This is a genomic window from Notoacmeibacter ruber, from assembly GCF_003668555.1.
Lineage (GTDB): Bacteria > Pseudomonadota > Alphaproteobacteria > Rhizobiales > Rhizobiaceae > Notoacmeibacter > Notoacmeibacter ruber.
Genome location: NZ_RCWN01000001.1, coordinates 1,888,930 through 1,914,537 on the forward strand (window position 1 = coordinate 1,888,930; position 25,608 = coordinate 1,914,537).

The following is a 25,608-nucleotide window of genomic DNA, read 5'->3' on the forward strand; positions in this document are numbered from 1 at the left end:
GCGGCGCAATCTCCAGACAGTTCGCAGACAACGGTGTCTGCCCTCTTTACCGGAGATTTTCGCATGTTTCGTCGTTTGCTCCACACCGCCCTCTGCGCAACCTTGATCGCCGGCGCGGCTCTGCCCGTCGCCGCCGAGGCCGGACCGCGTTACGGCTATCGCGATTACTACGAGCGTTACGATGCGGACCGCGACTGGGAGCGGCGGCACCACCGCCGCGAAGCCAGGCGTGAGGCGGAACGTGAAGAACGCCGTGCACGCGAACGGGCGGAGCGTCGGCGCGAGGAGAGACGACGCGCCAGACGTGACGACGACGATGCGGAAAAGTTCATTGCCGGTGCGATTGCCGGTCTGGCAACAGCGGCAATCATTTCAAGCGCGACGCGCGATAACCGGCCGGTCTATCGCACCGTACCCGCCCCGACCTACCGCGAGACGGGCGGGCTGGAGCCATGGACCCCGGAATGGCGCCGCTGGTGCTCCGAGCGTTACCGCTCGTTCAACCCGTCGACGGGGTTCTGGCGGGGCTATGATGGCCGGACCTATTTTTGCCGCCCGTAAGCACAGACAAGAGCGCCGGACAAACCGGCGCTCTTTTTTACGCTCTCTAGCGAAGATACGGGTTGGTTTGCCGTTCTTCGCCCAGAGTGCCGCCAGGCCCGTGACCGCAGACAAAGGTGATGTCGTCGCCGAGCGGCAGAATCTTGTTCTGAATGGACTGCAGCAGGGTCGCCATGTCGCCACCCCAAAGGTCGGTCCTCCCGATCGAACCACGAAAGAGCGTATCCCCGAGCTGAGCGAATTTGTGCTCGGCATTATAGAAGATGACATGCCCCGGCGCGTGGCCCGGCGTGTGATAGACCGAGAAACTGTGATCTCCGAAGGAGACGCTTTCGCCTTCATCCAGCCACCGGTCGGGCGTGCAATTGCGAACGGGATCGCCTGATCCGAACATGGCGGCCTGCTGCTGAAGATTGTCCAGAAGCGGCTGATCGTCCCGATGAGGACCAATGATCGGGACCCCGCCGAGCTTTTCTTTCAGATCAATGGCGCCGGCCGCATGATCGATGTGCCCATGCGTCAGCCATATTGCCTCGATCTTCAATCCCTTTTCCTCGATCATTTCGACAAGGCGCGGGACTTCGCCACCCGGATCGATGACGACACCGACGAGACTGTCCTGGTCGAACAGAACCGTACAGTTCTGCTGAAACGGCGTGACCGGAACGATTTGGCAGGCAAGTTGACCCATAAAATTCTCCCATGGACCTCGCGGCGGACCATATCGACCCTCCCAACTCATGAACAGGCATGAACGGCCGCTTCTTGTCTGCCGGCGAAGGCTTGCCTATGATATGTCAGCATAGTTGACTTGTTTTACTTTGAGACCGATTACCGCATGGGTGACGCCTCTTCCCCTGCCGAGCACGGCCCGTCCGACGCCGCCTTTAGTGGCAGCAATCGCGACTTCGCCAGAATGCAGGAGCTATTTTTCTTCGCCTATCGCGATTTCACCGCCGGTCCGGATGCCATACTGGCGCAATACGGCTTCGGTCGCGCCCACCATAGGGTTCTGCACTTCGTGGCCCGGTGGCCCGGCCTGACGGTCGCCGACCTTCTGGAGATATTGGGCATCACCAAACAATCCCTGGCGCGCGTCCTGAAGCAGTTGATCGATGCGGGTCACGTCAAGCAGAAGACCAATGTCCGCGACCGTCGCCAGCGCGAACTCTATCTGACAGAGGAAGGCGAAGCCCTTGCCGACGCATTGTCGGCGCCGCAATGGCAGTTGTTGGAAGACGCCCTGCAGCGCGCAGGCGATGAAAACTACGACGCTATTGTCGCCTTTTTACGCAGCATGATCGATAAAGATGCCCGTGAGGCGATGTCGGCGCTCACGCATCATCGCAAGCGCCAACAAGAAGGAGTGTGAGCAATGGCCGAGGCACTGGAAGAGCCCGTTTCGCCTGCAGGCATGCCGCATCCCGACGATGAGAAGCTTCATCTTCTGATCGTGGACGACGACAGCCGTATCCGCGAATTGCTCCAGACGTTTCTGGTCCGGCGCGGCTTCAGGGTCACGGTGGCGGAGGATGCGGCCACCGCCCGGCGTGCGCTCAAGGGCCTGACCTTCGATCTGCTGATTCTGGACTGGATGATGCCCGGCGAGGACGGCGTGTCGCTGACGAAATCTCTTCGCGATACGATGAACGTTCCGATCCTCATGCTCACCGCCAAGGCGGAAACCGACAGCCGGATCGGCGGCCTGGAAGCGGGTGTCGACGACTACCTGTCGAAACCGTTCGATCCGCGCGAACTGCTTCTGCGGATCGAATCGATCCTGCGGCGGGTCGCACCGCCCCGCGAGGACGAACCGGCCGTCATCGCCTTCGGGCCTTTTACCTGGGTCACGGCCACACGCGAGCTCAAACGCGGCGGCGAAGCGGTTCATCTTACCGATCGCGAACAGGACATGATGGGTATTTTTACCGCCCGCCTGGGTGAGACGGTCCCCCGCCATGAACTGGTCGCGGAGGGTGTCGAAATTGGCGAGCGAACGATCGACGTGCAGATCAATCGCCTCCGCCGCAAGCTTGAAGTCGATTCGGCCAATCCGCTCTGGTTGCAGACCGTCCGGGGCATTGGGTACCGGCTGAACCCCACCATCGAATGAGCGTCGACCCGCAAAGCGGCAGTGCTCGAAGAGACGAGCAGGAAGACCGGGACGCCCCCTCACCGTTCTGGATGGTTCTGATCGCCATCCGCGACGGCTGGCGCAGCTTCTGGCGGCCGATCTTCCATCGCCTGCCCAAGCGGCTCTATGCGCGTTCCCTCATCATCGTCATTGCGCCGATGTTGCTCCTTCAATCGGTGGTCGCACTCGTCTTCATGGAGCGACACTGGAACCGTGTGACGGAGATGTTGTCCGATCGCGTCTCGCAGGAAATTGCTGCCGTCATCGATCTGATCGAGGCAGACGGCCGCTCCCTTGATATGGAGCGCATCACGCAGATCGCGCGCCAGCGTTTCGATCTACAGGTCGAATTGCTGCCGCCGACCCCCTTGCCGAGCGCGACGAGCCAGCCCTTTTTCTCGCTCCTCGACAGCGTTCTCTCGGAGCGGATCGAGGATAATATCGGGCGGCCTTTCTGGATCGATACGGTCGGCCAATCGCGTTTCGTCGAAATTCGCATCGCGCTCGACGATGCCGTGCTGCGCATCGTGACCAACCGAAACCAGGCCTATGCCAACAATAGCGAGATCTTCATCTTCTGGATGGTTGGCGCGTCCGTTGTGCTGATCGCCGTCGCCGTCATCTTTCTACGTCAGCAGATCCGGCCGATCCAGCATCTCGCGGCCGCGGCGGAAAGTTTCGGCAAGGGCCAGCCCATGCCGACCGAATTCCGCCCGCGAGGCGCCGAGGAGGTCAGGCGCGCCAGCCTCGCCTTCATTCAGATGCGCGAACGGATCGAACGACAGATCGAGCAGCGGACGGCCATGCTAGCCGGCGTCAGCCACGATCTTCGCACCATCCTCACCCGCTTCAAGCTGCAACTGGCACTGGCAGCAGAGGAAACCGACACCGAGGCGCTGGAACGCGATGTGGCCGACATGCAGACCATGCTGGAAGCCTATCTGGACTTTGCGAGAGGCGACAATGAAGAAGCAGTGGCGCCTTTCGATCTGGCCGCCTTCTTTGAGACCATGGCCGAAGAAGCAGAGCTGAAGGGATGCGATGCGGTCTGTCACATCGAAGGTGACCCGCAATTCACTGTCCGGCCCATCGCCTTCGGCCGGATGCTGCACAACATCGTGGCTAACGCCATGCGCCACGGCGACCACATCAGGCTCTCCGCCTTCCGCCTCGAAAGGACGATCACGATCCGCATCGAGGACAACGGTCCTGGCGTGGCGGAAGAGCACTACGACGTCATCTTCCGCCCCTTCACGCGCCTCGACGACGCCCGCAACCTCGATCAGTCGGGAACGGGACTGGGGCTATCCATTGCGCGAGACATTGCGCGCTCGCATGGTGGCGATATCAAACTGGAGAAATCGGAGATGGGCGGCCTGGCCGTGACCGTCCGGCTCCCGCTCTAGCTGACAGACCTTAGAAAAGACGACCACCGACAGGAACATCGATGTCGGGAGCAAGCAGGACCACCTCACCCTCGGGATCAGGCACGCCCAGCGTCAGAACTTCGCTCATGAATGGGCCGATCTGGCGCGGCGGAAAATTGACCACCGCCATCACCTGACGGCCGACCAACTGCTCCGGCGCATAATATTTTGTGATCTGCGCGCTGCTTTTCTTCTCGCCGATCGGATCGCCGAAATCGATCCTCAGCTTGATGGCGGGCTTCCGTGCTTCTGGAAACGGCTCAGCCGCGACGATCCGGCCCACCCGGATATCGACTTGAAGGAATGTCGAAAAATCGATCTCTGCCGGCGCGTCGCGATCTGCCATGGCAGTCAGGCCGTACCGAACGTTTCAAAGATTGCGGCGGCCATGGCGTCTTCGGCGCGCGCACCTTCGACGACGAAGTGGAAGGCCTGAAAATAGGCTTCGCAGCTTTCCAGCGACGCGGCCAGAAGACGCTCCACCTGGAGCGTCGTCGGCTCCAGCCCGCCCGGCAGAATCAGCGAGTGACGGAACATGATCGCGCCTTCGCTCTCCCATAGGTCGAAATGGCCGAACAGAAGCTGCTCGTTGATAATGGAAAGCAAGCGCGTGATTTCACTCTGCCGCGGACGGGTCACGGTCATGTCGAAGGCGCAGGCCAGATGGAGAGCCTCGTGCTCGTCCAGCCAGGAATAGCTGATGTGATAGTCGGCCCACTGGCCGGCAACTGAGATCGCAATCTCGTCATCCGCCGTGCGCTCGAAGCTCCAGCGATTATCGTTGGCGACCGACTCGATCACGTCCACGGGGTGAACGTCACGCGCATCGAAAATGGAGTGGAGCGCCATCAAAGCTGTTCCTCGTTCCTGCTGCTGCCCATGCCGCCGCGCATGGAGCAATTGCTGTCCGGTCCAACCTCGGCCAATTGGCCTCGGCTCGAATCATCTTGTAGATTCAGTCTATTGATCCGGACTCCCCGGGAAAGCCCCGAGACAATCTCAACAGTGAACAAAGTCGGAGGCAGTTGAATCAAATGATTCAGAGACCGCCCATAAGTGACTCCGTCGTTTAGCTTTTTTGAACGAACGCCATTGTTGAAAACTTTTTGTGAAACAGCGACATGATGGTCCGCAGCCTCACTCGCTGGCGGCAGCCCCCTTGTCCGCATCCGCGCCGAGACGGGCTTCCAGAGCAGCCACGCGATTCTCGAGCGCCTTGGCGTCTGCACGCGCCCGCAAGGCCACGTCGCGCATGGCCTCGAACTCTTCCCGACTGACCAGATCCAGCGACCCCGTCAGGCGTTCGGCCTGAGACCGGACAGCGGTTTCCACCTCGCGCCGCGCGCCTTGCGCCACGCCAGCCGCATCAGTGACCAGCCGGGCGATCTCATCCAGAAAGCGACCGGCGCCCGGTCCGGCACTCCGGCGCTCGCCCCGCGGCCGTCCAAACGGGTCGGTGCCATAGGGGTCATTGCCGTAGCCATCTTCGCGGAACGCATCGCCCGCGCCCGGATTGCGAGACGCGAAGTCATCCTCACGGAAGGGGTTGCGGTCGTCATTCTGCATAGCAAGCTCCAATCTCTGTTGGCGCAGATTTAACGCCAGCAGCATGCGTTGCAAGACACATCTTGACCGGAAAGGGATGCGCCGCGCATGGTCCGCGCCATTATCGCCCCGCCAATCGAAGGAAATGCTTTCGTGCTGGACGCCCTGCGCCCCCTCGCCCTGATCCCTTATCCGGACATCGATCCGATCATTTTCTCCCTCGGACCATTGTCCGTCCGCTGGTATGGGCTCGCCTATATTGCCAGTCTTTTGCTGGGATGGGTCTATGTCAAAAGGCTGGTGCGGACCGAGCGGTTGTGGCCGCATGGCCGCGGACCGATGACGATCGCCCAGGTCGACGATTTTCTGCTCTGGGCTGTGGTCGGTGTCGTTCTTGGCGGGCGCCTCGGCTACGTCCTCTTCTACGAACCGATGCGCTATCTGAGTGACCCGGCGGCCATTCTGCAGATCTGGTCGGGCGGCATGAGCTTCCATGGTGGTGCGCTCGGCACGATTCTGGCCATGATCCTCTATAGCCGCAGGCACGGCATACCCACCTGGTCGATGCTGGATACGGTCGCGGCAGCCGTGCCGATCGGCCTTTTCTTCGGACGTATCGCGAACTTCATCAATGCCGAACTCTGGGGCGCACCGACCAACCTGCCCTGGGCCATGATCTTTCCGACCGATCCCGAGGGCCTGCCCCGCCATCCCAGCCAGCTTTACGAGGCCGCGCTGGAAGGAATCGTTCTCTTTCTGATCCTGCGCTGGCTCACCCATAGCCGCCTCATGCTCAAGCGGCCGAAGTTCGTCGGCGGCGCGTTCGTGGCCGGCTACGGCATCTGTCGCATTCTGGTGGAATTCGTTCGCGTGCCCGACGCCCAGCTCGGCTATCTGCTCGGCGGCTGGCTGACTATGGGAATGGTCCTGTCGCTGCCGATGGTCATCGCCGGGACCTGGGCGATGGTGACGGCGAAGCGGCCCGAAGCCCGGCCGGTGCCTGCATGAGCTTGAAGGCGCGCATCCGCGCACAGATTGCCGCCGAAGGCCCCATGCGAATTTCCGATTATATGGCGTTCTGCCTGTTCGATCCCGCCGAAGGCTACTACACCACAGCCGAGCCGTTCGGCACTGACGGCGACTTCACGACCGCACCGGAAATCAGCCAGATCTTTGGCGAGCTCATCGGTGCGGCTCTCGTCGGGCACTGGCAGATGCTTGGTTCGCCTGCCAGCTTCACCCTCGCCGAGATCGGACCGGGACGCGGGACGCTCTTTGCCGACATGGCAAGGACTATCACGGCTCTGTCGCCCGCGATGGCGGAGGCTGCCGACGCAGTGCTGATCGAGGCCAGTCCTCGATTGCAGGCGCTGCAGGCCGGACGATTGCTGAATGCGCCATTGCGCCCACGCCACGTCATGACGCTTCGCGATATCGAAGAAACAAAACCTCTTCTGATCGTCGGCAACGAACTGTTCGATGCGCTGCCCTTTCAACAGTTCGTGAAAGCCGCTGACGGCTGGCGCGAACGCATGGTTCTGGTGGATACGCAAGGAGAACTTGCATTCGGCATCGGCGCCGGAAGCGCCGATGAGACTCTCCTGCCGCCCGGTTCCCGGGAAGCGCCGGAGGGCACCATCGCCGAACTTTCACCGCAGCGCGCGGCGCTGATGGACGAAATCGCCTATCGGATGGCCAACCAGGGCGGCGCAGCTCTCTTCTTCGATTACGGCTACCTGACACCAGGGCTGGGCGACACGTTCCAGGCGGTGTCTCATCATGCTTTCACCGACCCTCTGGCAGAGCCCGGCCGAGCCGATCTGACATCGCATGTCGATTTTGCCGTGCTCGCCGCAGTCGCGGAACGCCACGGCCTCACCGTCAAACTTGAAACACAGGGGAGCTGGCTCTTGAAAAGAGGATTACTCGAGCGGGCCGGTGGGCTTGGAGCTGGCAAGGACGAAGCAGTCCAGAACGTTATCCGTTCCGCCATTCAGCGCCTGGCCGGCGACGGACCGAACGAAATGGGCGATCTTTTCAAGGTGATCGAGATAACAGGCGCCGGCGGGGCATGACGCCCGGAGGCGAATTCGATTCCGCATCAACCGCTTGATCGGCAAAACCTGAATCGGTTTCCGAAGGACTTCACGTACCGCAGAAGGTTGCCGTCACCCGCTCCTGTTCCGATGGCGGGCTGGCATAGTTCGCATGATCCGGTTGGTCATCGAATGGCTTCGACAGGACCGCCATAAGATCTTGCACGGGTTTGAGATCGCCCTCGAGAGCGGCCGCGATCATCTCCTCGATCCGGTGATTGCGCGGTATGAAGGCCGGATTGACACTGTCCATCTTCGCCTGACGATCGCCTTGCGGGATTGTCTGCCGGGCAAGGCGACGCCGCCAGCCTTCCGCCCACTGATCGAAGGCGGTCGGGTCGACGAACAGATCACGCGTCGGAGCATCCGTCTGTTCTCCGCCTTCATCCGGCAGGCGGCCAAGCGCCCGGAAAAAATTGGTGAAATCGACCATATTGGCAGCCATGCGCGACAGCAGATCCGCAATTAACGCGTCGTCGCCTTCGGTAAAGTCGTCTGTCAGGCCGATCTTCCGGCGAAAGTGCGAAAGGATGGCCGCATCGAAGCGTCCCGGCACGCTGTCGATCAACGCCTGGGCATCGGCGACCGCCTTCTCCTCATCCTCGCCGAAAAGCGGCAGAAGCGCTGAAGCGAGGACCGCCAGGTTCCACTGTCCGATGACCGGCTGGTTCGCATAGGCGTAGCGCCCGCCCTGATCGATCGACGAGAAGACGGTCGCCGGATGATAGTCATCCATGAAAGCGCAAGGGCCGTAATCGATCGTCTCGCCCGAGAGCGTCATATTGTCGGTGTTCATCACGCCGTGGATGAAACCGATCGACTGCCAGTGACTGATCAGCGCCACCTGCGCTTGGATGACCGCTTCGAGAAGAGCGAGATAGGGTTCATCCGCCTCGACCGCCTGCGGATAGTGCCGGGCGATCACGTGATCGGCCAGCGCCTTCAGTCCGTCCAGATCGCGGCGGGCCGTGAAGTACTGGAATGTGCCGACGCGGATGTGAGAGGTCGCCACGCGGGTCAGAACCGCGCCGGGCAAAATCGTTTCGCGGATCACCTGCCCGCCGGTCGAGACCGCCGCCAAAGCGCGGGTCGTCGGAACGCCGAGGGCGGCCATCGCTTCGGAGACGACATATTCGCGCAGCACCGGACCAAGCCAGGCGAGGCCATCCCCGCCCCGGCTGAACGGCGTCCGGCCGGCCCCTTTGAGTTGGAGATCACGGCGGACGCCGTCATTGCCGATGATCTCTCCGATCAGGATCGCGCGGCCATCGCCCAGTTGCGGCGCCCAGCCGCCAAACTGATGGCCCGCATAGGCCATCGCGATCGAGGCTGCCCCGTCCGGCAGCTCTCGCCCCGACAGCATCGCTAGACCCTCCTCGCCGCGCAGCCATTGGAGATCGAGACCGAGGGCCCCGGCCAATGGCTCGTTCAGTGCGAGCAGCACCGGCGCCTCTGGAATAGCGGGCGCGACGCTGGCGTAGAAGCGCTCTGGCAATTGTTGATAGCTATTGTCGAAATGCGGGGCGGTGGCAGACATGATTTCACCCAATTCGGGATTTTTTGGTGTGCGCCTCGTTTGGGCGATGTTGATCTTCTATGTAGGTCGGCAAGCCCATACCGAAACCGCCGGAGGCCCATAGAGACATGAGCAATTCAACGGAAGATCCGGATCGTCGCGACGAGGCGCCTGCCATCCGCCACGAGATGCTGGATGCGCTGCACGGCATACGGCACGGTTTCTTCACACGACGGGGAGGTGTGTCGGACGGCATCTATGCGTCGCTCAACGTCGGAGCAGGCAGCGATGACGATCCGGCGGCGGTCGCGGAAAACCGCCGGCGCGCGGCCGAAATGCTCGGCAGCGCAACCTCCATCTCGACAACCTTTCAGGTTCATTCTCCGGATGTCGTCACCCTTACCGAGCCGTTGGGCGATGAACGGCCGAAATGCGATGCGCTGGTCACGGCCACCAGCGGTCTTCCAATCGGCATTTTGACGGCCGATTGTGGCCCCGTCCTTTTTGCCGATGGCGAGGCCGGGGTGATCGGTGCCGCTCATGCCGGCTGGCGCGGCGCATTTAGCGGCGTTCTGGAGAATACGGTTCATGCCATGGAGGCGCTTGGGGCCAACAAGCAGGATATCGTCGCGGTGCTTGGCCCGTCGATCAGCCAGACGGCCTATGAGGTCGGGCCGGAATTCGTCGAGCGCTTCGTGATGGCTTCCGACTCCAACCATCAATGGTTCCGTCCCTCCTCTAAGGTAGGGCATGCCTATTTCGATCTCGGCGGCTACATCGTTCACAGGCTGACGACGCTCGGCATCAAGGCGCGAAGCCTTGGCCTCTGCACCTATGAGGATGAAAAGCGGTTTTTCTCCTACCGGCGCACGACGCACCGCAAGGAGCGCGATTACGGCCGTCAGATCAGCGTCATCATGCTCGCCCGTTAATCTTCTCCACACATCCGCTGGCTATCGCGGGTTGCAAAGGGCGTGAGCGCCCCTTATGGCAGCCTCAGAACATCGGGCGGAACTTTTTCGATGAAGCTTTTCACGGGCAACGGCAATTCCCATCTGGCCAAGCTGGTCGCGGAATATCTCGACATTCCTCTCGGCAAGGGAACGGTCCGCCGTTTCGCCGACCAGGAAATTTTCGTCGAGATCAACGAGAATGTACGCGGCGAGGACGTTTTCGTCCTGCAGTCCACATCTTTCCCGGCCAACGATCATCTGATGGAGCTTCTCATCATGATCGATGCGTTCCGCCGCTCTTCGGCGCGTCGCATCACGGCTGTCATTCCCTATTTCGGCTATGCCCGGCAGGACCGCAAACCGGCTGCCCGCACGCCCATTTCGGCGAAACTGGTGGCGAACCTCATCACCGAAGCCGGCGCTGACCGCGTTTTGACCCTGGATCTCCACGCCGGACAGATCCAGGGTTTTTTCGATATCCCGACGGACAATCTCTACGCCGTGCCGGTCATAACGCGCGATGTGAAGGCGAAATACGACCTCTCCAACACCATGGTGGTCTCGCCGGATGTCGGCGGCGTGGTCCGCGCCAGAGCGCTGGCCAAGCGGATCGATGCGATGCTTGCCATCGTTGACAAGCGTCGCGATCGTCCCGGTGAATCCGAAGTGATGAACGTGATCGGTGAGGTCGAAGGCAAAGACTGCATTCTGATCGATGACATCATCGATTCCGGCGGCACACTGTGCAACGCGGCCGCGACGATCATGGAACGAGGCGCAAAGTCGGTAACCGCCTACATAACCCATGGTGTGCTGTCCGGCAAGGCGGTGGAGCGGATCGAGAATTCCAAGCTCAAGGAACTGGTGATAACCGATTCCATCGAGCCGAGCGAGGCGGTGAAGGCGGCCGAGAAGATCCGTGTCCTCTCGATATCCGCCCTGATCGGCGAAGCGATCAATCGGACGGCGTTGGAAGAATCGGTCTCGTCGCTCTTCGACTAGGCGTTCAGAACGCAACATTCGACGACACAAAAAAAGGGCGCCTTTCGGCGCCCTTCTCAGTCTGCGGCAAGAGCCGTCAGATATGATTACATGCCTTCCACGGCTTTCACGACCGGCTCACCGTTCACGGTCGCCGGCGTATCGACATCCGTCGAACCCGGACCGAAATCGTAGGTGGTGTTGTCGTTGGTCTCGTCGTGAAGCATCAGCGACAGACCCGGTCCCGGCGTACCGGTCAGCTCGATGGAAATGTTTTCCGTGCTGCCAGGCTGAACAGCGATATGGCCGAGGCTGGCAGGCGGTGCGCCGGCAGCATCGTCATGAACAACCAGATAGCCGGCACGATCGACATCGACACTGATGCCGGTGATCTTACCATCTTCGACCTTGGCGTTGTCGACGCCGATCGTGGTCGCCATGTCGGCCGGCTGATCCGATGCTTCCTGCGCATAGGCGCCCGAAACACCGAGAGCCATGACTGCAGCAGCGGAAAGAATAAGCTTTTTCATAATAGTTCTCCCAAATTTACGAGATCGCACAACTTCTGCGCGATGATCGTTCAGCCAGTTAACGCAGCGCCCGATCATTCCGTTCCGTGGCGATTTAGCGGTATTTTCATGACGCTTGCCCTTATCGCCCTCATGCGATAATGGCCTCCCATCCACGCAGACACCCTTGGAGGCAACGTGGTCGAGGCGGACGATGGCAAACGCTGTCGGGCGCTCTCTGGCGTTTCGGGAAAGCCCGGCGCGTCACTCCATAATTTTGAAAGGAATACGCTATGAGCGAGAGCTACGAGCTCAAGGCCGAGCGTCGCGAACGGGTCGGTAAGGGGTCCGCCCGTGCACTGCGCCGCGAACACAAGATCCCGGCCGTCATCTATGGTGACAAGAAAGATCCCCTGTCGATCACCCTGCCCTACAAGGAAGTTCACCTCAAGGCGACATCGCCGGGCTTCCTGACGACGATCGCGACGATCAATGTCGATGGCGAGAAGATCCAGGTGCTGCCGAAGGACTTTCAGGTCGATGTGGTGAAGGACTTCACCATGCATGTCGACTTCCTTCGCGTCGGCAAGAACACTCAGGTGACGGTTGCCGTGCCGGTGCACTTCATCAATGAAGAGCAGTCGCCTGGCCTGCATCCCACAGAGACCGTGGATGAAGACGGCGAGACAATCGTACCGGGCGTGCTGAACGTCGTCCGCCACGAAGTGGAAGTGGTCTGCGCCGCAACGGCCATTCCGGACTACATCGAGGTCGACCTCGCCGGTGCCGAGATGGGCGCTTCGCTCCACATCTCCGGCGTGAAGCTGCCGAAGGGCGTCGAGCCCTCCGTCACCGATCGCGACTTCACCATCGCAACGATCGCGGCGGCCGACTCTCTTGCTTCGCAGAGCGAAGAAGAGGAAGTCACCGAGACCGAGGTCATCGAGCAGAATGCCGAGACCGTCGAAGGCGAAGAGTCCGCGACCGAGGAAGCCGGTACGGACCGTCCCGACGAGGAATAAGGCGAAAGCCATTCCCGAGACAAACAAGGGGCGGAGCGATCCGCCCCTTTTCTTTTGCCTCGGCCTTTGCCAAGTCGGTGCAGGAAACAGATGAGGTAAAGACCATGCTGCTGATCGTTGGTCTCGGCAATCCTGGCGCGAAATACGCAGCCAACCGGCATAATATCGGCTTCATGGCGGCCGACGAGATCGCCCGGCGGCACAATTTCGGACCGTTTGCGAAGAAGTTTCAGGGCGAACTGGCCGAAGGAAGGCTTGGCGGCGACAAGGCGCTGATCCTGAAACCCCAGACCTTCATGAATGAAAGCGGCCGCGCCGTCGGCGAAGCGCTTCGCTTCTACAAGCTGACCACCGCGGACCTCATCGTTCTCTACGATGAACTGGATCTCGCCCCCGGCAAGGTGCGTGTAAAGACGGGTGGCGGCGCCGGCGGCCATAACGGAATCCGCTCCATCGACGCCCATTGTGGCAAAGACTATCGGCGTGTGCGGATCGGCATTGGTCATCCTGGCGTGAAGGAACTGGTGACACGCCACGTCCTCGGTGACTTTGCGAAAGCGGATGGTGAGTGGCTTGATCCGCTGCTGGATACCATTGCCGACGCCATGCCCATGTTGGCGGACGGCAAGGATAGCGAGTTCATGAACAAGGTCGCCCTGGAGATGCAGGGCAAAGCCCCTGCAGCAAACGAAAAACCGGCGACTGGACAGTCCGGCAAGCAAAAGCCGACCGGGACGGCACCCGGCAAAAAGCCGGTGCCAAAGGGCAAGAGCCACATCCATCAGGCCCGGAAGAACGGCCCGGCAATTGCCACGCCCACCACCGGCCCCATGGCCGACATGTTGAAGAAGCTGTTGGGGAAGTAATCAACGCCTATCGGCAGCGAGGCCCCTGCCGATGATGGCCAGTGCCGCGCTGACCATTTTTTCGCGCTCCGCTGCCGATCGGCGGAAAAGGGCTTGGTGGAGAACCAGCCCGTCCAGCATCGCAGCCAGCGCGCGCCCGGCGTGATCCGGGTCGCATTCGGAGAGGACTTGCCCGCGATCCTGAAGAGCCCGGAGTCTCTCCGCAATCCGTGAGCCAAACTGATCGAAAGTTCGCGTGAGCCGCTCCGCGACAGGTGGGGAGGTCAGCGCAGAGCCGAAAATCAGGAAGAAATTGACGACGCTTCGCCCATCTTCATCTCGCCCAGTCAGGCGGCGGTTGATCTCGTCGAGAAATTCGTCGAGCGTCGCCGGCAGGTCCACCGGAGCCAGAGCCGTCTCGATATCCTTCGTCATTCTCTCCAGAAGCGCTGCGACGAGAGCGTCCTTGCTATCGAAGTAGAGATAGATTGTACCCTTGGCGATACCGGCCTGCCGCGCGACCTGTTCCATCCGCGCTTCGGCAAGGCCTTCACGCACCAGCACCGCCTTGGCGGCATCCAGCACGCGCAGCTTCATTGCATCCCGATCCACGACCTTCGGCATTCGTATTCCTTCGTCACCGGCACGCTTTAAAATGACTTGCAGGTCATTTTAAACTGGCGATAAATGACCAATCGGTCATTTTAAGGATAGCCTCCATGTCTCTTTCTGCAAGCCGCCTTCAAACCGGTGTGAGCCGCCCGCTCGGCTTCCTTCTGCTCACCCTCGTCGCCACCTTCGCGACACTGGTGCCGGGCGGCCCCGTGGAAACACGAGACTTCAAAGCTCTCGGGGGAGCCGTTTTCTGGGGCTTCAACGTCTATCTGATCGCCCTTGGCCTGACGGCACTTCTCGCGGGGGGCATGGCCCTGAAGGGCAAGCGAAGTGCGGGGTGGCTCGCCATCATCTGCGGCTGGAACTACCTCTTCGTCGTATTTCTGGATCTTGGAGAGGTCTTCCCCCGATCTTCTGATCCGATGCCGTTCCTTCTGGGCGTTATCGAAATTCTCGATGCGATTCTCGCAGCCTACGCGATCGTGTTGGGTCACCGCGTTCTGGACCATTTTGGCTTCTCAGCGCGCGAAAGTGCCGCAGAACAATCGTGAAGGGTTAAGAGCGACGACCCAGACGGCTCACTCCTCCGGTTCTGTCGTAAACATCAGCGGGAAGCCTTCGCTTCTGCCAAGGTCGGTCGCCTCCTTGGCTTTCTCCTCGGCAATCTCCCGCGTCGCGACGGTCACGACGCAGCTTCCTTTCTGATGCGCCGTCATCATGACGCGGCGGGCCTGATCGGTCGAGATGCGGAAGACGGCGCGTAGCACCATCGTCACGAAATCGCGCGGCGTATAATCGTCATTCAGCAGGATCACCTTGTAGAGTCGCGGCTTCTCAAGTTTGGGCTTCGTGATCGTGCCGCGCTCGATCTCAGGCGCGTCCTCCAGCAGGCTCGGCTCTTTCTTCACGGCTTGTCTCCATGGGGAACTGTCACCTGTGATATTAGGGCGGTCCTTGACGCCCGCCCTCCCCTCGCCCATAGCCTGCGGCAAATTCCAAATATCTATTCCGAGGACCGTTCCCCCATGGGTTTCAAATGCGGCATCGTCGGACTGCCCAATGTCGGCAAGTCCACCCTGTTCAACGCCCTGACCAAGACCGCCGCGGCACAGGCCGCCAACTATCCGTTCTGCACCATCGAGCCGAACACCGGAGAGGTCGCTGTTCCGGACAGTCGGATGCGGGCGATTGCCGGCATTGCCGGCAGCAAGGAGGTCATCCCGACGCGGATTTCCTTCGTGGATATTGCCGGCCTCGTGCGCGGCGCGTCCAAGGGCGAAGGGCTCGGCAACCAGTTCCTCGCCAATATTCGCGAGGTCGACGCCATCGTCCACGTGCTGCGCTGCTTCGAAGATGACGACATCACCCATGTCGAAAACCGGATCGACCCGGTGGCCGACGCCAATACGGTCGAGACCGAACTCATGCTGTCCGATCTGGAGAGCCTCGAACGGCGGATCGTCAACACCCGCAAGAAGGCTACGGGCAAGGACAAGGAGTCCATCACGCTCCTGCCGGTGATGGAAAAGGCCCTGATTCTGCTACAGGACGGCAAACCGGTCCGCCTCATGCTCGACGGAATCGCGGCGGAAGATCTGCGTATATTGCGCAGCCTCAACCTTTTGACCAGCAAGCCCGTCCTCTATGTCTGCAACGTTGCCGAAGAAGACGCTGCCGAAGGCAACGCGCATAGCGCCGCCGTCAAGGCCATGGCGGACGAGCAGGGTGCATCCACCGTGGTCATTTCTGCGGCGATCGAAGCCGAAATCGCACAGCTCGACGATGAAGAAGCCGCCGAATACATGGAAACGATGGGGCTCGAAGAACCCGGCCTCGACCGCCTCATCCGTGCTGGATACGAGTTGCTTGACCTCATCACTTATTTCACCGCAGGACCGAAGGAAACGCGAGCCTGGACCATCGCGCGGGGGACAAAGGCGCCAGGCGCGGCGGGCGTCATCCATACCGATTTCGAGCGCGGCTTCATCCGCGCGCAGACCATCGCTTATCCCGACTATGTCGCCCTGAAAGGCGAACAGGGCGCGAAGGAAGCCGGCAAGGCGCGCGATGAAGGTAAGGAATATGTCGTTCAGGACGGCGATGTGCTGCTCTTCCGCTTCAACACCTGACGGATCGTGAGTGACAGGTATCTCGGAAAATGAATGAGATGAACGCAGAGGGTCAGATACTGGCATTCGAAGACTTCACGGTCGGCCGGCAATTTCAGCTCGGACCCCGCCATGTGACGGCCGAGGAGATTATCGCCTTCGCCGAGGAGTTCGATCCCCAGCCCTTTCATCTCGACGGCGACAGCGAGCAGGCGAAACAGACCGGCGGCCTGATTGCATCCGGCTGGCATATATGCGGTCTCTTCATGGCGATGGCGTGCGAGGCTTTCATCAATAACAGCCTGTCGGAGGGCGCACCGGGCGTCGAAGAGGTCCGATGGATGAAGCCGCTCCGCCCTGGCGACACACTTTCCGGAACGGTGACTGTCGGCGAACGGCGGGTATCCAGATCACGACCGGAGCGCGGCTTCGTCGAGTTTGAAACGGTCCTGACAGACCAGAACGGGCAAACGATTGCGTCGCTGCGCTATCCCGCCATGGTGCGTCTGCGCGACCCTGCCAATTTCGACGGGGATGCAGCATCATGAGCGACATATTCTTTTCGCGTCTCAAGCCGGGCCTGATCTTCGATCTGGGCAGCTACACATTCGAAGCCCACGCCATCAAGGACTTCGCACATAAGTTCGATCCGCAGCCCTTTCACATGGACGAAACGGCGGCCAAGCAGAGCCATTTCGGAGGTCTATGCGCATCCGGCTGGCATGTGTGCGCCATCTTCATGAAACTCAATGTCGCCAATGGCGACGAGGCGTTACTCTCCGCGACGGGCTGGACAGGTCCGCTTCCCGAACGCGGCCCCTCTCCTGGGCTACGCGACCTGCAGTGGCGCTGTCCCACCTATGCCGGCGATACGCTCACCTACCGCTCAACGCTCACCGAGGCGCGACATACGCAATCACGACCCGGCTGGGGCCTGATGCAGACCGAAGTCGAGGCAACGAACCAGAATGACGAAAGCGTGATGCTCTTTCAGTCGGCGGTCTTTCTGCGCTCCGACACGTAGGTCCCCTTCATGAGCGCACACAACTGGCAGGCGGCCCGCGGGGCTATCACCGTTTCTGTGGCGAACGACCAGCCGTCGTGAAGGTCAGTGCCCTTCGAAGCTGAGCAGGATCTCGACATGAACGCCCCGCTCCGCGAGCCGGGCTGCACCGCCGAGGTCCGGCAGGTCGATGACGAAAGCCGCTGCGACCACATCGCCTCCCAGTTCCTCGACCAGTTCCACACCGGCAAGAGCTGTCCCTCCGGTCGCGATCAGATCGTCGATCACAAGGACACGTGCGCCATCGGGCAAGGCGTCGATATGGACCTCCAGCCGGTCGGTACCGTATTCGAGCGCATATTCGCGGCTGATCGTCTTGTGCGGCAGCTTTCCGCTTTTTCGGATCGGCACGAAGCCAACGCCCATGGCGTGCGCCACCGCCGCACCCAGCACGAAGCCCCGCGCCTCGATGCCGGCAACACAATCGATCCGCTCGCCGCGGAACCGGTCCGCCATTGCATTGACCGCATCGCGAAAGGCCGGTCCGTTGGACAGAAGTGTCGTGATATCGCGGAACATGATGCCGGGCTTCGGATAGTCCGGAATCGTGCGAATGGCACTTCGCAGACGTTCGGCAAGATCAGCATCGGCAATCGTCGCAGGCATGGAGCAACCCTCTAAGGCTCTTGGTTTGTTTTTGCGCGCCATGACATGTCAGGCAAGTCACCGGCGCAAAAGAAAAGGCGCCGCATGAAGCAGGCGCCTTTTCCGTTTTTCGATTTGAAGCGAGATCAGTGCTTCACGCTGTGCCAGACCTTGCGTTTGGTGAGCCAAAGAAGCGCACCGAAGAGCACCAGGAAGAGCATGACACGAAGACCGATCTTCTTGCGCTGCTCCAGCTTGGGCTCTGCCGCCCACATCATGAAGGCAGCGATGTCCTTGGAGTACTGATCGAGCGTCTGGGGCGAACCGTCATCGTAATCCACCATTCCCTCAAAAATGGGCTTGGCCATTGCGAGGCCTGCCGCAGAGATGAAATAGGGATTGTAGTTCACGCCGTCGGGAAGCTCGATATGCTCCGGTGTCTCTTCATCGTAACCGTGCAACAGGCTGTAGATATAGTCCGGGCCGTTTTCGGCATAACCGGTGAAGATATCGAAGATGAAGTGAGGGAAACCGCGCTCGACGGCCCGCGCCTTCGCCAGCAGCGAGAAGTCGGGGGGCGCAGCGCCATTGTTGGCGGCGGCGGCGGCCTCTTCATTCGGGAACGGCGACGGGAAGCGGTCCGAACCGGTGGCCGGACGGGTGAACATGTCACCATCGGCATTCGGGCCATCCTCGACTTCGTAGTCGGCGGCAAAGGTCTTCACCTGCGCTTCGGAGTATCCGAGCTCTTCCAGATCGCGGAAGGCGACCCGCTTCATGCTGTGGCAGGCCGAGCAGACCTCCTTGTAGATCTTCAGGCCACGCTGAAGCTGCCCGATGTCGTAATGACCGAACGGGCCGGCAAATGACCAGTCGACATGCATCGGCTTCTTGATCGGATAGTGCTGGGTGTGGGAAGCTTCTCCCTCACCCTCATGCTCTTCCTCACCTTCGGCAGTAGCGTCCTGTTCGCCCTCTTCATCGGCAGCCGACGCCGCACCGTCTTCCGGCACAGACGTGTCGGCGTCCGCCTCGGCATCTGCTGCGGCGGCATCACCTTCGTCGTCCGCAACAGCTTCGCCTTCACCGCCCGCCGCGGTGGCGTCTTCGCCTTCGCTCGTGGCAGGCGCCGTTTCATCCTGCGCCGCCGTATCGGAAGCCGCGCCGGTATCTTCGCCTGCCGTTTCGTCTGCCGGAGCGGCCTGCTCCGTTGCAGCCGGCTGTTCCGTCTGATCCTGTGCAAACACGACCGTGGCTACACCGAGACCAAGACCGACGCCGACCAGGCCCTTGAGAAGATTATTCATCAGTTTCATTCCCTGTCGCTGGTCCAAGCCACTTATTCCGCCGGTTGAGCGGCTGTGTTGTCCCGCTTCGCCAAGACAGATTCGGTGATCGAGTTGGGCAGCGGTTTGGGTTTCTCGATAAGACCGAGAAGCGGCATGATGACCAGGAAAAATGCGAAGTAGAATAGCGTAGCGAACTGCGAATAGCCCACATAGTTTCCGCTGAAATCACCCTGGAACAGCAAACCGATCAGGCCCGAACCTTCGGCCGGGCGCGAGCCGAGCCAGCCGAGGAAGATGCAGTCGACCACGAAGATCCAGAAGAAGAGCTTGAACCACGGGCGGTATGCCGCCGAGCGGACGCGGGACGTATCGAGCCAGGGCACGAAGAACAGGACCGCGATCGAAGCGAACATGGCGATAACACCGCCAAGCTTGGAGTCGATCGGCCCGATATTGAAGGTGATGGCGCGCAGGATCGCGTAGAAAGGCAGGAAGTACCATTCGGGAACGATGTGCGCCGGTGTCTTCAGCGGGTTGGCCGGAATGTAGTTGTCCGGGTGTCCGAGATAGTTCGGCATGTAGAAGATGAAATAGGCGAACACGAGGAGGAACACGACCATGGCGAGGCCGTCCTTGACGGTCGCGTAAGGCGTGAAGGCCAGCGTGTCGGTCTTGCTCTTCACTTCGATGCCCGTCGGGTTCGTCTGCCCGACCACATGCAGCGCCCAGACGTGAAGGATCACGACACCGGCGATGATGAAGGGCAGAAGGTAGTGGAGCGAGAAGAAGCGGTTCAGCGTCGGATTGTCGACGGCGAACCCACCGAGAAGGAAGGTCTGCAGCCAGTCACCGATGACCGGAATGGCCGAGAAGAAGCCGGTGATGACGGTCGCGCCCCAGAACGACATCTGCCCCCACGGCAGAACATAGCCCATGAAGGCCGTTGCCATCATCAGGAAGAGGAGGAGGACGCCGAGAATCCAGAGCAATTCGCGCGGCGCCTTGTAGGAGCCGTAATAGAAGCCGCGAGCAATATGGAGGTAGACGGCGATAAAGAAGAACGATGCGCCGTTGGCGTGCATGTAACGCAGCAGCCAGCCGGAATTGACGTCCCGCATGATAAACTCGACGGACGAGAAGGCGACGCCCGTCTCGGCGGCGTAGTGCATGGCGAGCACGATGCCCGAAAGGAGCTGCACCACCAGCATGACCATCAGGATACCGCCAAAGGTGTAAGCGTAGTTGAGGTTACGCGGCACCGGATAGGCGATGAAGCTGTCGTACATCATGCGCGGCAGCGGCAGGCGGGCGTCGATCCACTTTTCGACTCCCGAATTCGGCGTATAGGTGGAATGTCCACTCATCTCTTAAATCCCCCTTCCGAAATGTCAGCCGATACGAATGGTCGTATCGGAAGTGAAGGCGTAGGTCGGAATAGCGAGATTTTCCGGCGCTGGGCCTTTGCGGATACGGCCAGCCGTATCGTAGTGACTGCCGTGGCAGGGGCAGAACCAGCCGTCGAAATCACCGGCCTGGCCGAGCGGCACACAGCCCAGATGGGTGCACGAGCCGATCATGACGATCCAGTTTTCGTTACCCTCACCAGCAGAGCGGTTGAGATCCGTGGCCTCGACATCGCCGCTGAGATTTTCGTTGCGGGCCACCGGATCCTTGAGATCGCCGAGAGGCACTTCCTGCGCCTCCTGAATTTCGCGCTCTGTACGATTGCGAATGAAGATGGGCTTACCGCGCCATTTCGCCGTCAGGCTCATGCCGGGCTCGACCGCCGAGACATCGACATCGATCGATGCCAGTGCCAAGGTCGACGCATCCGGCCGCATCTGGTCGATGAACGGCCAAACCGCGCCGGCTGCACCAACAACCGCCGCCATACCTGTCGCAATGTAGAGAAAGTCGCGACGAGTCGCCTCGTCTTCGCCACCATGTCCGATCGTGTCGTTTCCGCTCACGTTCACTGTCCTCTGCTGGGAGACCGGCCCCCGGAGAACCCGTCGGAACCTGACGGCCGATACGTTGTCAAACACGCGTCTATGCCGCCGGGACCCCCGACTACCCGGTCTTTTCGCGCCCTTCTATTGGCCAGAGAGACCCTTGTCCAGAGTCCCGCACCTTACTTTCGTCCAAAAGCGGTGGAGCGAAACGTTTCAGTCAGGCCGCGCCGAGCCGTGCAAGCACCGATTGCGGTATACGGTACTGCGCAATCGCGTCATGGTGGCGCCGCAAGCCGCATAATTCGCGCTGGATGAAATAGGCATGAGTCGCCCGTGCAGCCCGGCGCAGTAGCTCCGATCGCATGGCGCGTTCCGTCTCGCCCAAACGGTTCTGATCGGCGTCATTCTCGGCCTCGAACTGACGCAATGCTTCAAGTGCTTCGCCGACAGACTTTCCGGCCCGCCCCAGGCTGGACGCCTTTTCGGCGGCGATCTCGTAGCCAAGCGCATCGCTTCGGTCCGCGATGGATTCCATCGCGTCCCGGTAGCGGGAGGGCGGGCGCAAAGCCATCCGCCTACTCCGCGGCCAGATTGCGCGGCAGGAAACCACCCGTCTGCCGCTTCCAGAGGCGCGCATAGAGGCCGTCCTCGGACAAAAGCTCGTCATGGCTGCCCTGCTCCACGATCTGCCCGCCATCGACGACGATGATCCGATCGAGCTGCGCGATGGTGGAGAGCCGGTGCGCAACGGCAATCACTGTGCGTCCCTCCATGAGCGTTTCGAGCGATTCCTGGATGGCCGCCTCGATCTCGGAATCGAGAGCGGATGTCGCTTCATCCAGAACGAGGATCGGCGCGTCCTTCAACACCATGCGAGCGACCGCAATACGCTGTCGCTGACCGCCGGACAGCTTGACGCCGCGCTCGCCCACATGAGCATCGAATCCCGACCGGCCGCGATGATCGCCCACCTTTTCGACGAAGGTATCGGCGGCCGCCCGCCGCGCGGCTTCGCGGATATCCCCGTCGCTCGCTTCCGGCCGGCCATAGGCAATATTGTCGCGGATCGAGCGATGCATCAGCATCGGCTCCTGACTGACCATGCCAAACTGGCGACGCAAAGAACCTTGGGTCAGGTCGCGAATATCACGCCCATCGAGCGTAATCCGACCCTCTTCGACGTCGAAAAGCCGAAGGAGAAGAGACAGGATCGTGGTCTTTCCGCCACCAGACGGGCCGACGATCGCGACCCTCTCGCCCGGCTCGATGCGAAACGACAAGTTCTTGATGACGGGCATGTCGTCACGCCCATAGCTGAACGAGACATTCTCGAAGGCGATCGCGCCGCGCGCCCTGGGAATATCGATCGCATCCGGGGCGTCCTGAAGCGCGGGCTGTACGGAGATCGTGCCGGTCGCGTCCTGCACCGTGGCGAAGTTGCGCACGATGCCGTTGATGTTGAACATCACCCAGCCGCTCATCTGGTTGAGGCGGAAGACAAGTCCCATCGCAGCCGCGATTGCGCCGGTGGTCACATCTCCGGCAAGCCAGCCCCGCACCGCGATGATGCCGACCGCCGCCATCATCCCGCCATTCAATATGGCGACCGACGCCCGTACGGTGGTAATCGCACGCGCTGCATGAGCCGTCGCATAGAGCAAATGCTCCACCCCTTCACGGACAAAGGCATGTTCGCGCCGGCCATCGTCGAAGAGTTTGACGGCGAGAATATTGGTGAAAGCGTCGACCAGACGTCCGCTCAGAATGGAGCGGGCGTTCGCCCGGCGGCGCGAGGTCTTGCGAACGCGCGGCAGAAGGAAGCGCGCGACTGCGACGTAGCAGACTGCCCAGACCGCCACGACCACACCAAGAATAGGATCCATGGAAACGAGAATTGAGGCGGTCAGCACAACGAATGTCGCAAATGACCAGAAGGTGCCGATAAGCGAGGTGATAAGGTCGGTCGTGCTCTCGCCGGCCTGAATGATCTTTTGTGCGATGCGCCCGGCAAAATCGTTCTGGTAGAAGGAAAGCGGCTGCTCGATCACCCGTCGGAACGATTGCCACCGGATCATGGCGATGAAGCGGGGCGAGATGACCTGCTGTTCCAGCATGGTCTGACCGATCATGACGGCCGCGCGGACCACAAGGATGAGAAGAAGAAGGCCAGTCAGCGGCAGCCAATTATCCGACAGGAAATTTGCCGGTCCTTCCTGCTCCATCAGATCAACCAGCCAGCCAACCGACCAGTAAAGCGCAGCGTCGACCGCACCCGACAGGCCGCCAACGATCAACATCGCCGCGAAGGGGCCTTTTGCCTGTTTGGCGAAATGCATGATGAAGGCCACGGCATCGCGCGGAAGAAGGCTGTCATCATCTTTCTGGAACGGATCGATGCGGTTTTCCGCAATGCCGAAGACCCTGTCCGAAATCGTTTCGCGCCGGTTGTAATCGGTACGAAGGTCATCTGCCTGTGTCGGAAGGTCGGGGGACTGGCCGGCTTGCCTCACTGCGCTGCCACCCCGTGCGCATTTTCGCTGGTGGCGTCGTCGAGCGTCAGGAAGCCGCCCGACTGACGCGCCCACAAGCGGGCATAGAGCCCATTATTGGCAATCAGTTCGTCGTGGGCGCCCTGCTCCACGATTGCGCCATGATCCATTACAACCAGCCGATCCATCTGTGATATGGTGGAGAGGCGGTGTGCAATGGCAATAACGGTCTTGCCTTCCATCAGTTGATCGAGGCTGTCCTGAATGGCGGCTTCGACTTCGGAATCGAGCGCGGATGTCGCTTCGTCGAGAACGAGGATCGGCGCATCCTTCAGCATGACCCGGGCTATGGCGATGCGCTGACGCTGACCGCCGGACAGTTTGACGCCACGTTCGCCGACATGGGCCTCGAAGCCTGTCCGACCCGTCGGGTCACTAAGGTCGTTGATGAAGTCGATGGCCTTGGCTTGCCGCGCGGCGCGTTCGATCTCGGCCATTGCTGCATCGGGGCGCGAATACTGGATGTTGTCCTGAACGGAACGGTGCAGCAGGGCGGTATCCTGCGTGACCACGCCGATATGCGCGCGCAGGCTCTCCTGATCGACTTTGGCAATGTCGGTTCCGTCGATCCGGATGCTGCCATCCTCCACATCGTGGAAACGCAGAAGAAGGTTGACCAGAGTCGATTTGCCCGCACCGGAGCGGCCGACGAGGCCGATCTTCTCGCCCGGCTTGATGTCGAGATCGAGATGGCCGATTACGCCTTCGCCCTTGCCGTAATGGAAGCTGACATCGTCGAAATGGATTGCGCCAGCCGTCACCGAAAGCGGCTTGGCATTCGGCTTGTCCTTCACCTCCTGCGGCTTGGCCAGCATCTGCGCGGCATCCTCGGCCATGCCGAGATTTTCAAAAAGGCCGGCGAGCTCCCACATCACCCAGTGGCTCATGCCTTCCAGGCGCATAACGAGACCAAGTCCGACGGCCAGTGCACCGACCGTCGCCGTGCCGAGCGACCACGACCAGAGCCCCAGCGCCGCGACGGAAAAGAGAAGCGATGCGTTGAGGAAGCCAAGGGTGGTGTTCAGCAGCGTGACCAGACGCATCTGCGGAAAGACCGAATGCAGGAAACGCTCCATCGCGTCGCGCGCATAGCGTTCTTCGCGCCCGGCATGGGCGAACAGTTTGATCGTGGCGATATTGGTGTAGCTGTCCACCACGCGGCCGGTCATCTCGCTCCGGGCATTGGCCTGCACCTCCGAGGTCTTGCGCAGACGCGGCAGGAAAAACGCCATAGCCGAGAAATAGAGGCCGATCCAGACCAGGAAGGGTGCCATCAGGACCGGGTCGAAGGTCGCCATCAGGGCGACGGCGCCGACGAAGTAGACAGCGACATAAGCGAAGACGTCGACCGTCTTCATGACAACCTCGCGGGTGCCGAGCGCACCCTGCATCAGCTTTGTGGCGACACGGCCAGCAAATTCGTCCGAGAAAAAACTCACCGATTGCCGGAGCAGATATTTGTGTCCCTGCCAGCGAATGATCATCGGGTAATTGCCGGCGAGGGTCTGAAACAGCAGCAGATCGTGCAGGATGCCAAGAATAGGCATCACGATCATGATCAGCGCGCCCATGCCGGCCAGTGTCCAGAATTCGTCCTGGAAGAAGTTTTCCGGCGGCCTGCCGGCAAGCCAGTCCACCACATCGCCCATGAAACTGAAGATCACGATCTGAGCCACAGAAATCGCGGCCGCCAGAATACCGCCCAGCAGGACCAGCGGCCAGACGGGCTTTGTATGGTGCCAGATAAAGGCGAAGAGACCTTTGGGAGGCCGCTCCGCAGGCATTTTCGGAAAGGGTTCGGCCAGTCGCTCAAACCAGCCGAATAGCGAATTGAACATGTGCTCTCCGGCCGTTCGCT

Annotated in this window: 29 protein-coding genes; 14 read left to right on the forward strand and 15 right to left on the reverse strand. The window is 60.9% G+C overall.

Annotated elements, in window-relative coordinates; all coding sequences use genetic code 11:
- Positions 1 to 63: 63 nt before the first annotated feature.
- Positions 64 to 561: a BA14K family protein gene (locus tag D8780_RS08985; RefSeq protein WP_121645287.1), complete on the forward strand. Its 498-nt coding sequence runs from the start codon at positions 64 to 66 to the stop codon at positions 559 to 561.
- 46 nt (positions 562 to 607) lie between these two features.
- On the opposite strand, the gene D8780_RS08990 is transcribed toward D8780_RS08985, so the two are convergent.
- Positions 608 to 1,252: an MBL fold metallo-hydrolase gene (locus D8780_RS08990; RefSeq protein WP_121645288.1), complete on the reverse strand. Its 645-nt coding sequence runs from the start codon at positions 1,250 to 1,252 to the stop codon at positions 608 to 610.
- Between the two features lie 147 nt (positions 1,253 to 1,399).
- Here D8780_RS08990 and D8780_RS08995 point away from each other — a divergent pair, with 147 nt between their 5' ends.
- Genes D8780_RS08995 through D8780_RS09005 form a run of 3 tightly spaced genes read left to right on the forward strand, consistent with a single transcriptional unit; the run spans position 1,400 to position 4,101 of the window.
- The gene (locus D8780_RS08995; RefSeq protein ID WP_121645289.1) at positions 1,400 to 1,933 is read left to right on the forward strand and encodes a MarR family winged helix-turn-helix transcriptional regulator; all 534 of its coding nucleotides are present in this window, start codon (positions 1,400 to 1,402) and stop codon (positions 1,931 to 1,933) included.
- 42 nt (positions 1,934 to 1,975) lie between these two features.
- Positions 1,976 to 2,674: a response regulator gene (locus D8780_RS09000; RefSeq protein WP_121646478.1), complete on the forward strand. Its 699-nt coding sequence runs from the start codon at positions 1,976 to 1,978 to the stop codon at positions 2,672 to 2,674.
- The gene (locus D8780_RS09005) at positions 2,671 to 4,101 is read left to right on the forward strand and encodes an ATP-binding protein (RefSeq protein ID WP_245412312.1); all 1,431 of its coding nucleotides are present in this window, start codon (positions 2,671 to 2,673) and stop codon (positions 4,099 to 4,101) included. Before D8780_RS09000 ends, D8780_RS09005 begins: the two co-directional genes overlap by 4 nt.
- Before the next feature lie 10 nt (positions 4,102 to 4,111).
- Here D8780_RS09005 and D8780_RS09010 read toward each other — a convergent pair whose 3' ends face one another.
- The 3 genes from D8780_RS09010 to D8780_RS15920 form a co-directional block, all read right to left on the reverse strand.
- Positions 4,112 to 4,468, reverse strand: coding sequence for a tRNA-binding protein (locus D8780_RS09010; protein ID WP_121645290.1), 357 nt, complete (start codon positions 4,466 to 4,468; stop codon positions 4,112 to 4,114).
- 5 nt (positions 4,469 to 4,473) lie between these two features.
- Complete coding sequence (locus D8780_RS09015; RefSeq protein ID WP_121645291.1) at positions 4,474 to 4,971, reverse strand: type III secretion system chaperone family protein; 498 nt, start codon at positions 4,969 to 4,971, stop codon at positions 4,474 to 4,476.
- A gap of 288 nt (positions 4,972 to 5,259) precedes the next feature.
- Positions 5,260 to 5,517, reverse strand: coding sequence for an accessory factor UbiK family protein (locus tag D8780_RS15920; RefSeq protein ID WP_245412391.1), 258 nt, complete (start codon positions 5,515 to 5,517; stop codon positions 5,260 to 5,262).
- A 303-nt stretch (positions 5,518 to 5,820) separates the two neighbouring features.
- On the opposite strand from D8780_RS15920, the gene lgt reads away from it, so the two are divergent.
- The gene (lgt, locus tag D8780_RS09025; protein ID WP_425373647.1) at positions 5,821 to 6,675 is read left to right on the forward strand and encodes a prolipoprotein diacylglyceryl transferase; all 855 of its coding nucleotides are present in this window, start codon (positions 5,821 to 5,823) and stop codon (positions 6,673 to 6,675) included.
- Positions 6,672 to 7,742: a class I SAM-dependent methyltransferase gene (locus tag D8780_RS09030; RefSeq protein WP_121645294.1), complete on the forward strand. Its 1,071-nt coding sequence runs from the start codon at positions 6,672 to 6,674 to the stop codon at positions 7,740 to 7,742. The genes lgt and D8780_RS09030 overlap by 4 nt, the downstream gene beginning before the upstream one ends.
- A gap of 70 nt (positions 7,743 to 7,812) precedes the next feature.
- Here D8780_RS09030 and D8780_RS09035 read toward each other — a convergent pair whose 3' ends face one another.
- The gene (locus D8780_RS09035) at positions 7,813 to 9,300 is read right to left on the reverse strand and encodes a protein adenylyltransferase SelO (RefSeq protein WP_121645295.1); all 1,488 of its coding nucleotides are present in this window, start codon (positions 9,298 to 9,300) and stop codon (positions 7,813 to 7,815) included.
- A 167-nt stretch (positions 9,301 to 9,467) separates the two neighbouring features.
- Here D8780_RS09035 and pgeF point away from each other — a divergent pair, with 167 nt between their 5' ends.
- Both pgeF and D8780_RS09045 read left to right on the forward strand, forming a co-directional pair.
- Positions 9,468 to 10,211 carry a peptidoglycan editing factor PgeF gene (gene pgeF, locus D8780_RS09040; RefSeq protein ID WP_245412392.1) on the forward strand — a complete coding sequence of 248 codons (744 nt, stop codon included), beginning with the start codon at positions 9,468 to 9,470 and terminating at the stop codon, positions 10,209 to 10,211.
- Positions 10,212 to 10,301: 90 nt separating this feature from the next.
- A complete protein-coding gene (locus D8780_RS09045; RefSeq protein WP_121645297.1) occupies positions 10,302 to 11,234 on the forward strand; it encodes a ribose-phosphate pyrophosphokinase in 933 nt (310 codons plus the stop codon).
- 86 nt (positions 11,235 to 11,320) lie between these two features.
- Here the strand turns inward: D8780_RS09045 and D8780_RS09050 are convergent, their stop codons facing one another.
- Entirely contained in the window at positions 11,321 to 11,743 is a 423-nt protein-coding gene (locus tag D8780_RS09050; protein WP_121645298.1) for a DUF7282 domain-containing protein, read from the reverse strand.
- A gap of 272 nt (positions 11,744 to 12,015) precedes the next feature.
- Here D8780_RS09050 and D8780_RS09055 point away from each other — a divergent pair, with 272 nt between their 5' ends.
- Entirely contained in the window at positions 12,016 to 12,744 is a 729-nt protein-coding gene (locus D8780_RS09055; RefSeq protein WP_121645299.1) for a 50S ribosomal protein L25/general stress protein Ctc, read from the forward strand.
- 104 nt (positions 12,745 to 12,848) lie between these two features.
- Positions 12,849 to 13,610: an aminoacyl-tRNA hydrolase gene (pth, locus tag D8780_RS09060; protein ID WP_121645300.1), complete on the forward strand. Its 762-nt coding sequence runs from the start codon at positions 12,849 to 12,851 to the stop codon at positions 13,608 to 13,610.
- Here the strand turns inward: pth and D8780_RS09065 are convergent, their stop codons facing one another.
- Positions 13,611 to 14,213 carry a TetR/AcrR family transcriptional regulator gene (locus D8780_RS09065; RefSeq protein ID WP_121645301.1) on the reverse strand — a complete coding sequence of 201 codons (603 nt, stop codon included), beginning with the start codon at positions 14,211 to 14,213 and terminating at the stop codon, positions 13,611 to 13,613.
- A gap of 95 nt (positions 14,214 to 14,308) precedes the next feature.
- Between D8780_RS09065 and D8780_RS09070 the strand changes: the two genes are divergently transcribed.
- A complete protein-coding gene (locus tag D8780_RS09070; RefSeq protein WP_199699579.1) occupies positions 14,309 to 14,755 on the forward strand; it encodes a DUF8051 family protein in 447 nt (148 codons plus the stop codon).
- 27 nt (positions 14,756 to 14,782) lie between these two features.
- Here the strand turns inward: D8780_RS09070 and clpS are convergent, their stop codons facing one another.
- On the reverse strand, positions 14,783 to 15,112 hold the full coding sequence (clpS, locus tag D8780_RS09075) for an ATP-dependent Clp protease adapter ClpS (RefSeq protein ID WP_425373627.1): 330 nt from the start codon (positions 15,110 to 15,112) through the stop codon (positions 14,783 to 14,785).
- Between the two features lie 117 nt (positions 15,113 to 15,229).
- Here clpS and ychF point away from each other — a divergent pair, with 117 nt between their 5' ends.
- Genes ychF through D8780_RS09090 form a run of 3 tightly spaced genes read left to right on the forward strand, consistent with a single transcriptional unit; the run spans position 15,230 to position 17,336 of the window.
- A complete protein-coding gene (gene ychF, locus D8780_RS09080) occupies positions 15,230 to 16,333 on the forward strand; it encodes a redox-regulated ATPase YchF (RefSeq protein WP_121645303.1) in 1,104 nt (367 codons plus the stop codon).
- Between the two features lie 38 nt (positions 16,334 to 16,371).
- The gene (locus D8780_RS09085; RefSeq protein ID WP_121645304.1) at positions 16,372 to 16,860 is read left to right on the forward strand and encodes a MaoC family dehydratase; all 489 of its coding nucleotides are present in this window, start codon (positions 16,372 to 16,374) and stop codon (positions 16,858 to 16,860) included.
- Positions 16,857 to 17,336, forward strand: a complete 480-nt coding sequence (locus tag D8780_RS09090; protein ID WP_121645305.1) for a MaoC family dehydratase — start codon at positions 16,857 to 16,859, stop codon at positions 17,334 to 17,336. The genes D8780_RS09085 and D8780_RS09090 overlap by 4 nt, the downstream gene beginning before the upstream one ends.
- An 84-nt stretch (positions 17,337 to 17,420) precedes the next feature.
- Here the strand turns inward: D8780_RS09090 and D8780_RS09095 are convergent, their stop codons facing one another.
- The 7 genes from D8780_RS09095 to D8780_RS09125 all read right to left on the reverse strand — a co-directional run bounded on the left by D8780_RS09095 (position 17,421) and on the right by D8780_RS09125 (position 25,588).
- Positions 17,421 to 17,981, reverse strand: coding sequence for an adenine phosphoribosyltransferase (locus D8780_RS09095; RefSeq protein ID WP_121645306.1), 561 nt, complete (start codon positions 17,979 to 17,981; stop codon positions 17,421 to 17,423).
- A gap of 125 nt (positions 17,982 to 18,106) precedes the next feature.
- Positions 18,107 to 18,973 (reverse strand): cytochrome c1, encoded by an 867-nt coding sequence (locus D8780_RS09100; protein ID WP_245412394.1) that lies wholly within the window; start codon positions 18,971 to 18,973, stop codon positions 18,107 to 18,109.
- 326 nt (positions 18,974 to 19,299) lie between these two features.
- Positions 19,300 to 20,613: a cytochrome b gene (locus tag D8780_RS09105; protein ID WP_121645307.1), complete on the reverse strand. Its 1,314-nt coding sequence runs from the start codon at positions 20,611 to 20,613 to the stop codon at positions 19,300 to 19,302.
- 24 nt (positions 20,614 to 20,637) lie between these two features.
- The gene (gene petA / locus D8780_RS09110) at positions 20,638 to 21,219 is read right to left on the reverse strand and encodes a ubiquinol-cytochrome c reductase iron-sulfur subunit (RefSeq protein ID WP_199699580.1); all 582 of its coding nucleotides are present in this window, start codon (positions 21,217 to 21,219) and stop codon (positions 20,638 to 20,640) included.
- Between the two features lie 199 nt (positions 21,220 to 21,418).
- The gene (locus tag D8780_RS09115; RefSeq protein ID WP_121645308.1) at positions 21,419 to 21,772 is read right to left on the reverse strand and encodes a DUF6665 family protein; all 354 of its coding nucleotides are present in this window, start codon (positions 21,770 to 21,772) and stop codon (positions 21,419 to 21,421) included.
- Positions 21,773 to 21,776: 4 nt separating this feature from the next.
- Positions 21,777 to 23,711, reverse strand: coding sequence for an ABC transporter ATP-binding protein (locus D8780_RS09120; RefSeq protein ID WP_245412313.1), 1,935 nt, complete (start codon positions 23,709 to 23,711; stop codon positions 21,777 to 21,779).
- A complete protein-coding gene (locus tag D8780_RS09125) occupies positions 23,708 to 25,588 on the reverse strand; it encodes an ABC transporter ATP-binding protein (RefSeq protein ID WP_121645309.1) in 1,881 nt (626 codons plus the stop codon). The genes D8780_RS09120 and D8780_RS09125 overlap by 4 nt, the downstream gene beginning before the upstream one ends.
- Between the last annotated feature and the right edge of the window lie 20 nt (positions 25,589 to 25,608).

Coding starts and splice junctions, on each gene's coding strand:
- D8780_RS08985 (WP_121645287.1), top strand. CDS start 64: ATGTTTCGTCGTTTGCTCCACACCGCCCTCTGCGCAACCTTGATCGCC.
- D8780_RS08990 (WP_121645288.1), bottom strand. CDS start 1,252: ATGGGTCAACTTGCCTGCCAAATCGTTCCGGTCACGCCGTTTCAGCAG.
- D8780_RS08995 (WP_121645289.1), top strand. CDS start 1,400: ATGGGTGACGCCTCTTCCCCTGCCGAGCACGGCCCGTCCGACGCCGCC.
- D8780_RS09000 (WP_121646478.1), top strand. CDS start 1,976: ATGCCGCATCCCGACGATGAGAAGCTTCATCTTCTGATCGTGGACGAC.
- D8780_RS09005 (WP_245412312.1), top strand. CDS start 2,671: ATGAGCGTCGACCCGCAAAGCGGCAGTGCTCGAAGAGACGAGCAGGAA.
- D8780_RS09010 (WP_121645290.1), bottom strand. CDS start 4,468: ATGGCAGATCGCGACGCGCCGGCAGAGATCGATTTTTCGACATTCCTT.
- D8780_RS09015 (WP_121645291.1), bottom strand. CDS start 4,971: ATGGCGCTCCACTCCATTTTCGATGCGCGTGACGTTCACCCCGTGGAC.
- D8780_RS09030 (WP_121645294.1), top strand. CDS start 6,672: ATGAGCTTGAAGGCGCGCATCCGCGCACAGATTGCCGCCGAAGGCCCC.
- D8780_RS09035 (WP_121645295.1), bottom strand. CDS start 9,300: ATGTCTGCCACCGCCCCGCATTTCGACAATAGCTATCAACAATTGCCA.
- pgeF (WP_245412392.1), top strand. CDS start 9,468: ATGCTGGATGCGCTGCACGGCATACGGCACGGTTTCTTCACACGACGG.
- D8780_RS09045 (WP_121645297.1), top strand. CDS start 10,302: ATGAAGCTTTTCACGGGCAACGGCAATTCCCATCTGGCCAAGCTGGTC.
- D8780_RS09050 (WP_121645298.1), bottom strand. CDS start 11,743: ATGAAAAAGCTTATTCTTTCCGCTGCTGCAGTCATGGCTCTCGGTGTT.
- D8780_RS09055 (WP_121645299.1), top strand. CDS start 12,016: ATGAGCGAGAGCTACGAGCTCAAGGCCGAGCGTCGCGAACGGGTCGGT.
- pth (WP_121645300.1), top strand. CDS start 12,849: ATGCTGCTGATCGTTGGTCTCGGCAATCCTGGCGCGAAATACGCAGCC.
- D8780_RS09065 (WP_121645301.1), bottom strand. CDS start 14,213: ATGCCGAAGGTCGTGGATCGGGATGCAATGAAGCTGCGCGTGCTGGAT.
- D8780_RS09070 (WP_199699579.1), top strand. CDS start 14,309: ATGTCTCTTTCTGCAAGCCGCCTTCAAACCGGTGTGAGCCGCCCGCTC.
- ychF (WP_121645303.1), top strand. CDS start 15,230: ATGGGTTTCAAATGCGGCATCGTCGGACTGCCCAATGTCGGCAAGTCC.
- D8780_RS09085 (WP_121645304.1), top strand. CDS start 16,372: ATGAACGCAGAGGGTCAGATACTGGCATTCGAAGACTTCACGGTCGGC.
- D8780_RS09090 (WP_121645305.1), top strand. CDS start 16,857: ATGAGCGACATATTCTTTTCGCGTCTCAAGCCGGGCCTGATCTTCGAT.
- D8780_RS09095 (WP_121645306.1), bottom strand. CDS start 17,981: ATGCCTGCGACGATTGCCGATGCTGATCTTGCCGAACGTCTGCGAAGT.
- D8780_RS09105 (WP_121645307.1), bottom strand. CDS start 20,613: ATGAGTGGACATTCCACCTATACGCCGAATTCGGGAGTCGAAAAGTGG.
- D8780_RS09115 (WP_121645308.1), bottom strand. CDS start 21,772: ATGGCTTTGCGCCCGCCCTCCCGCTACCGGGACGCGATGGAATCCATC.
- D8780_RS09125 (WP_121645309.1), bottom strand. CDS start 25,588: ATGTTCAATTCGCTATTCGGCTGGTTTGAGCGACTGGCCGAACCCTTT.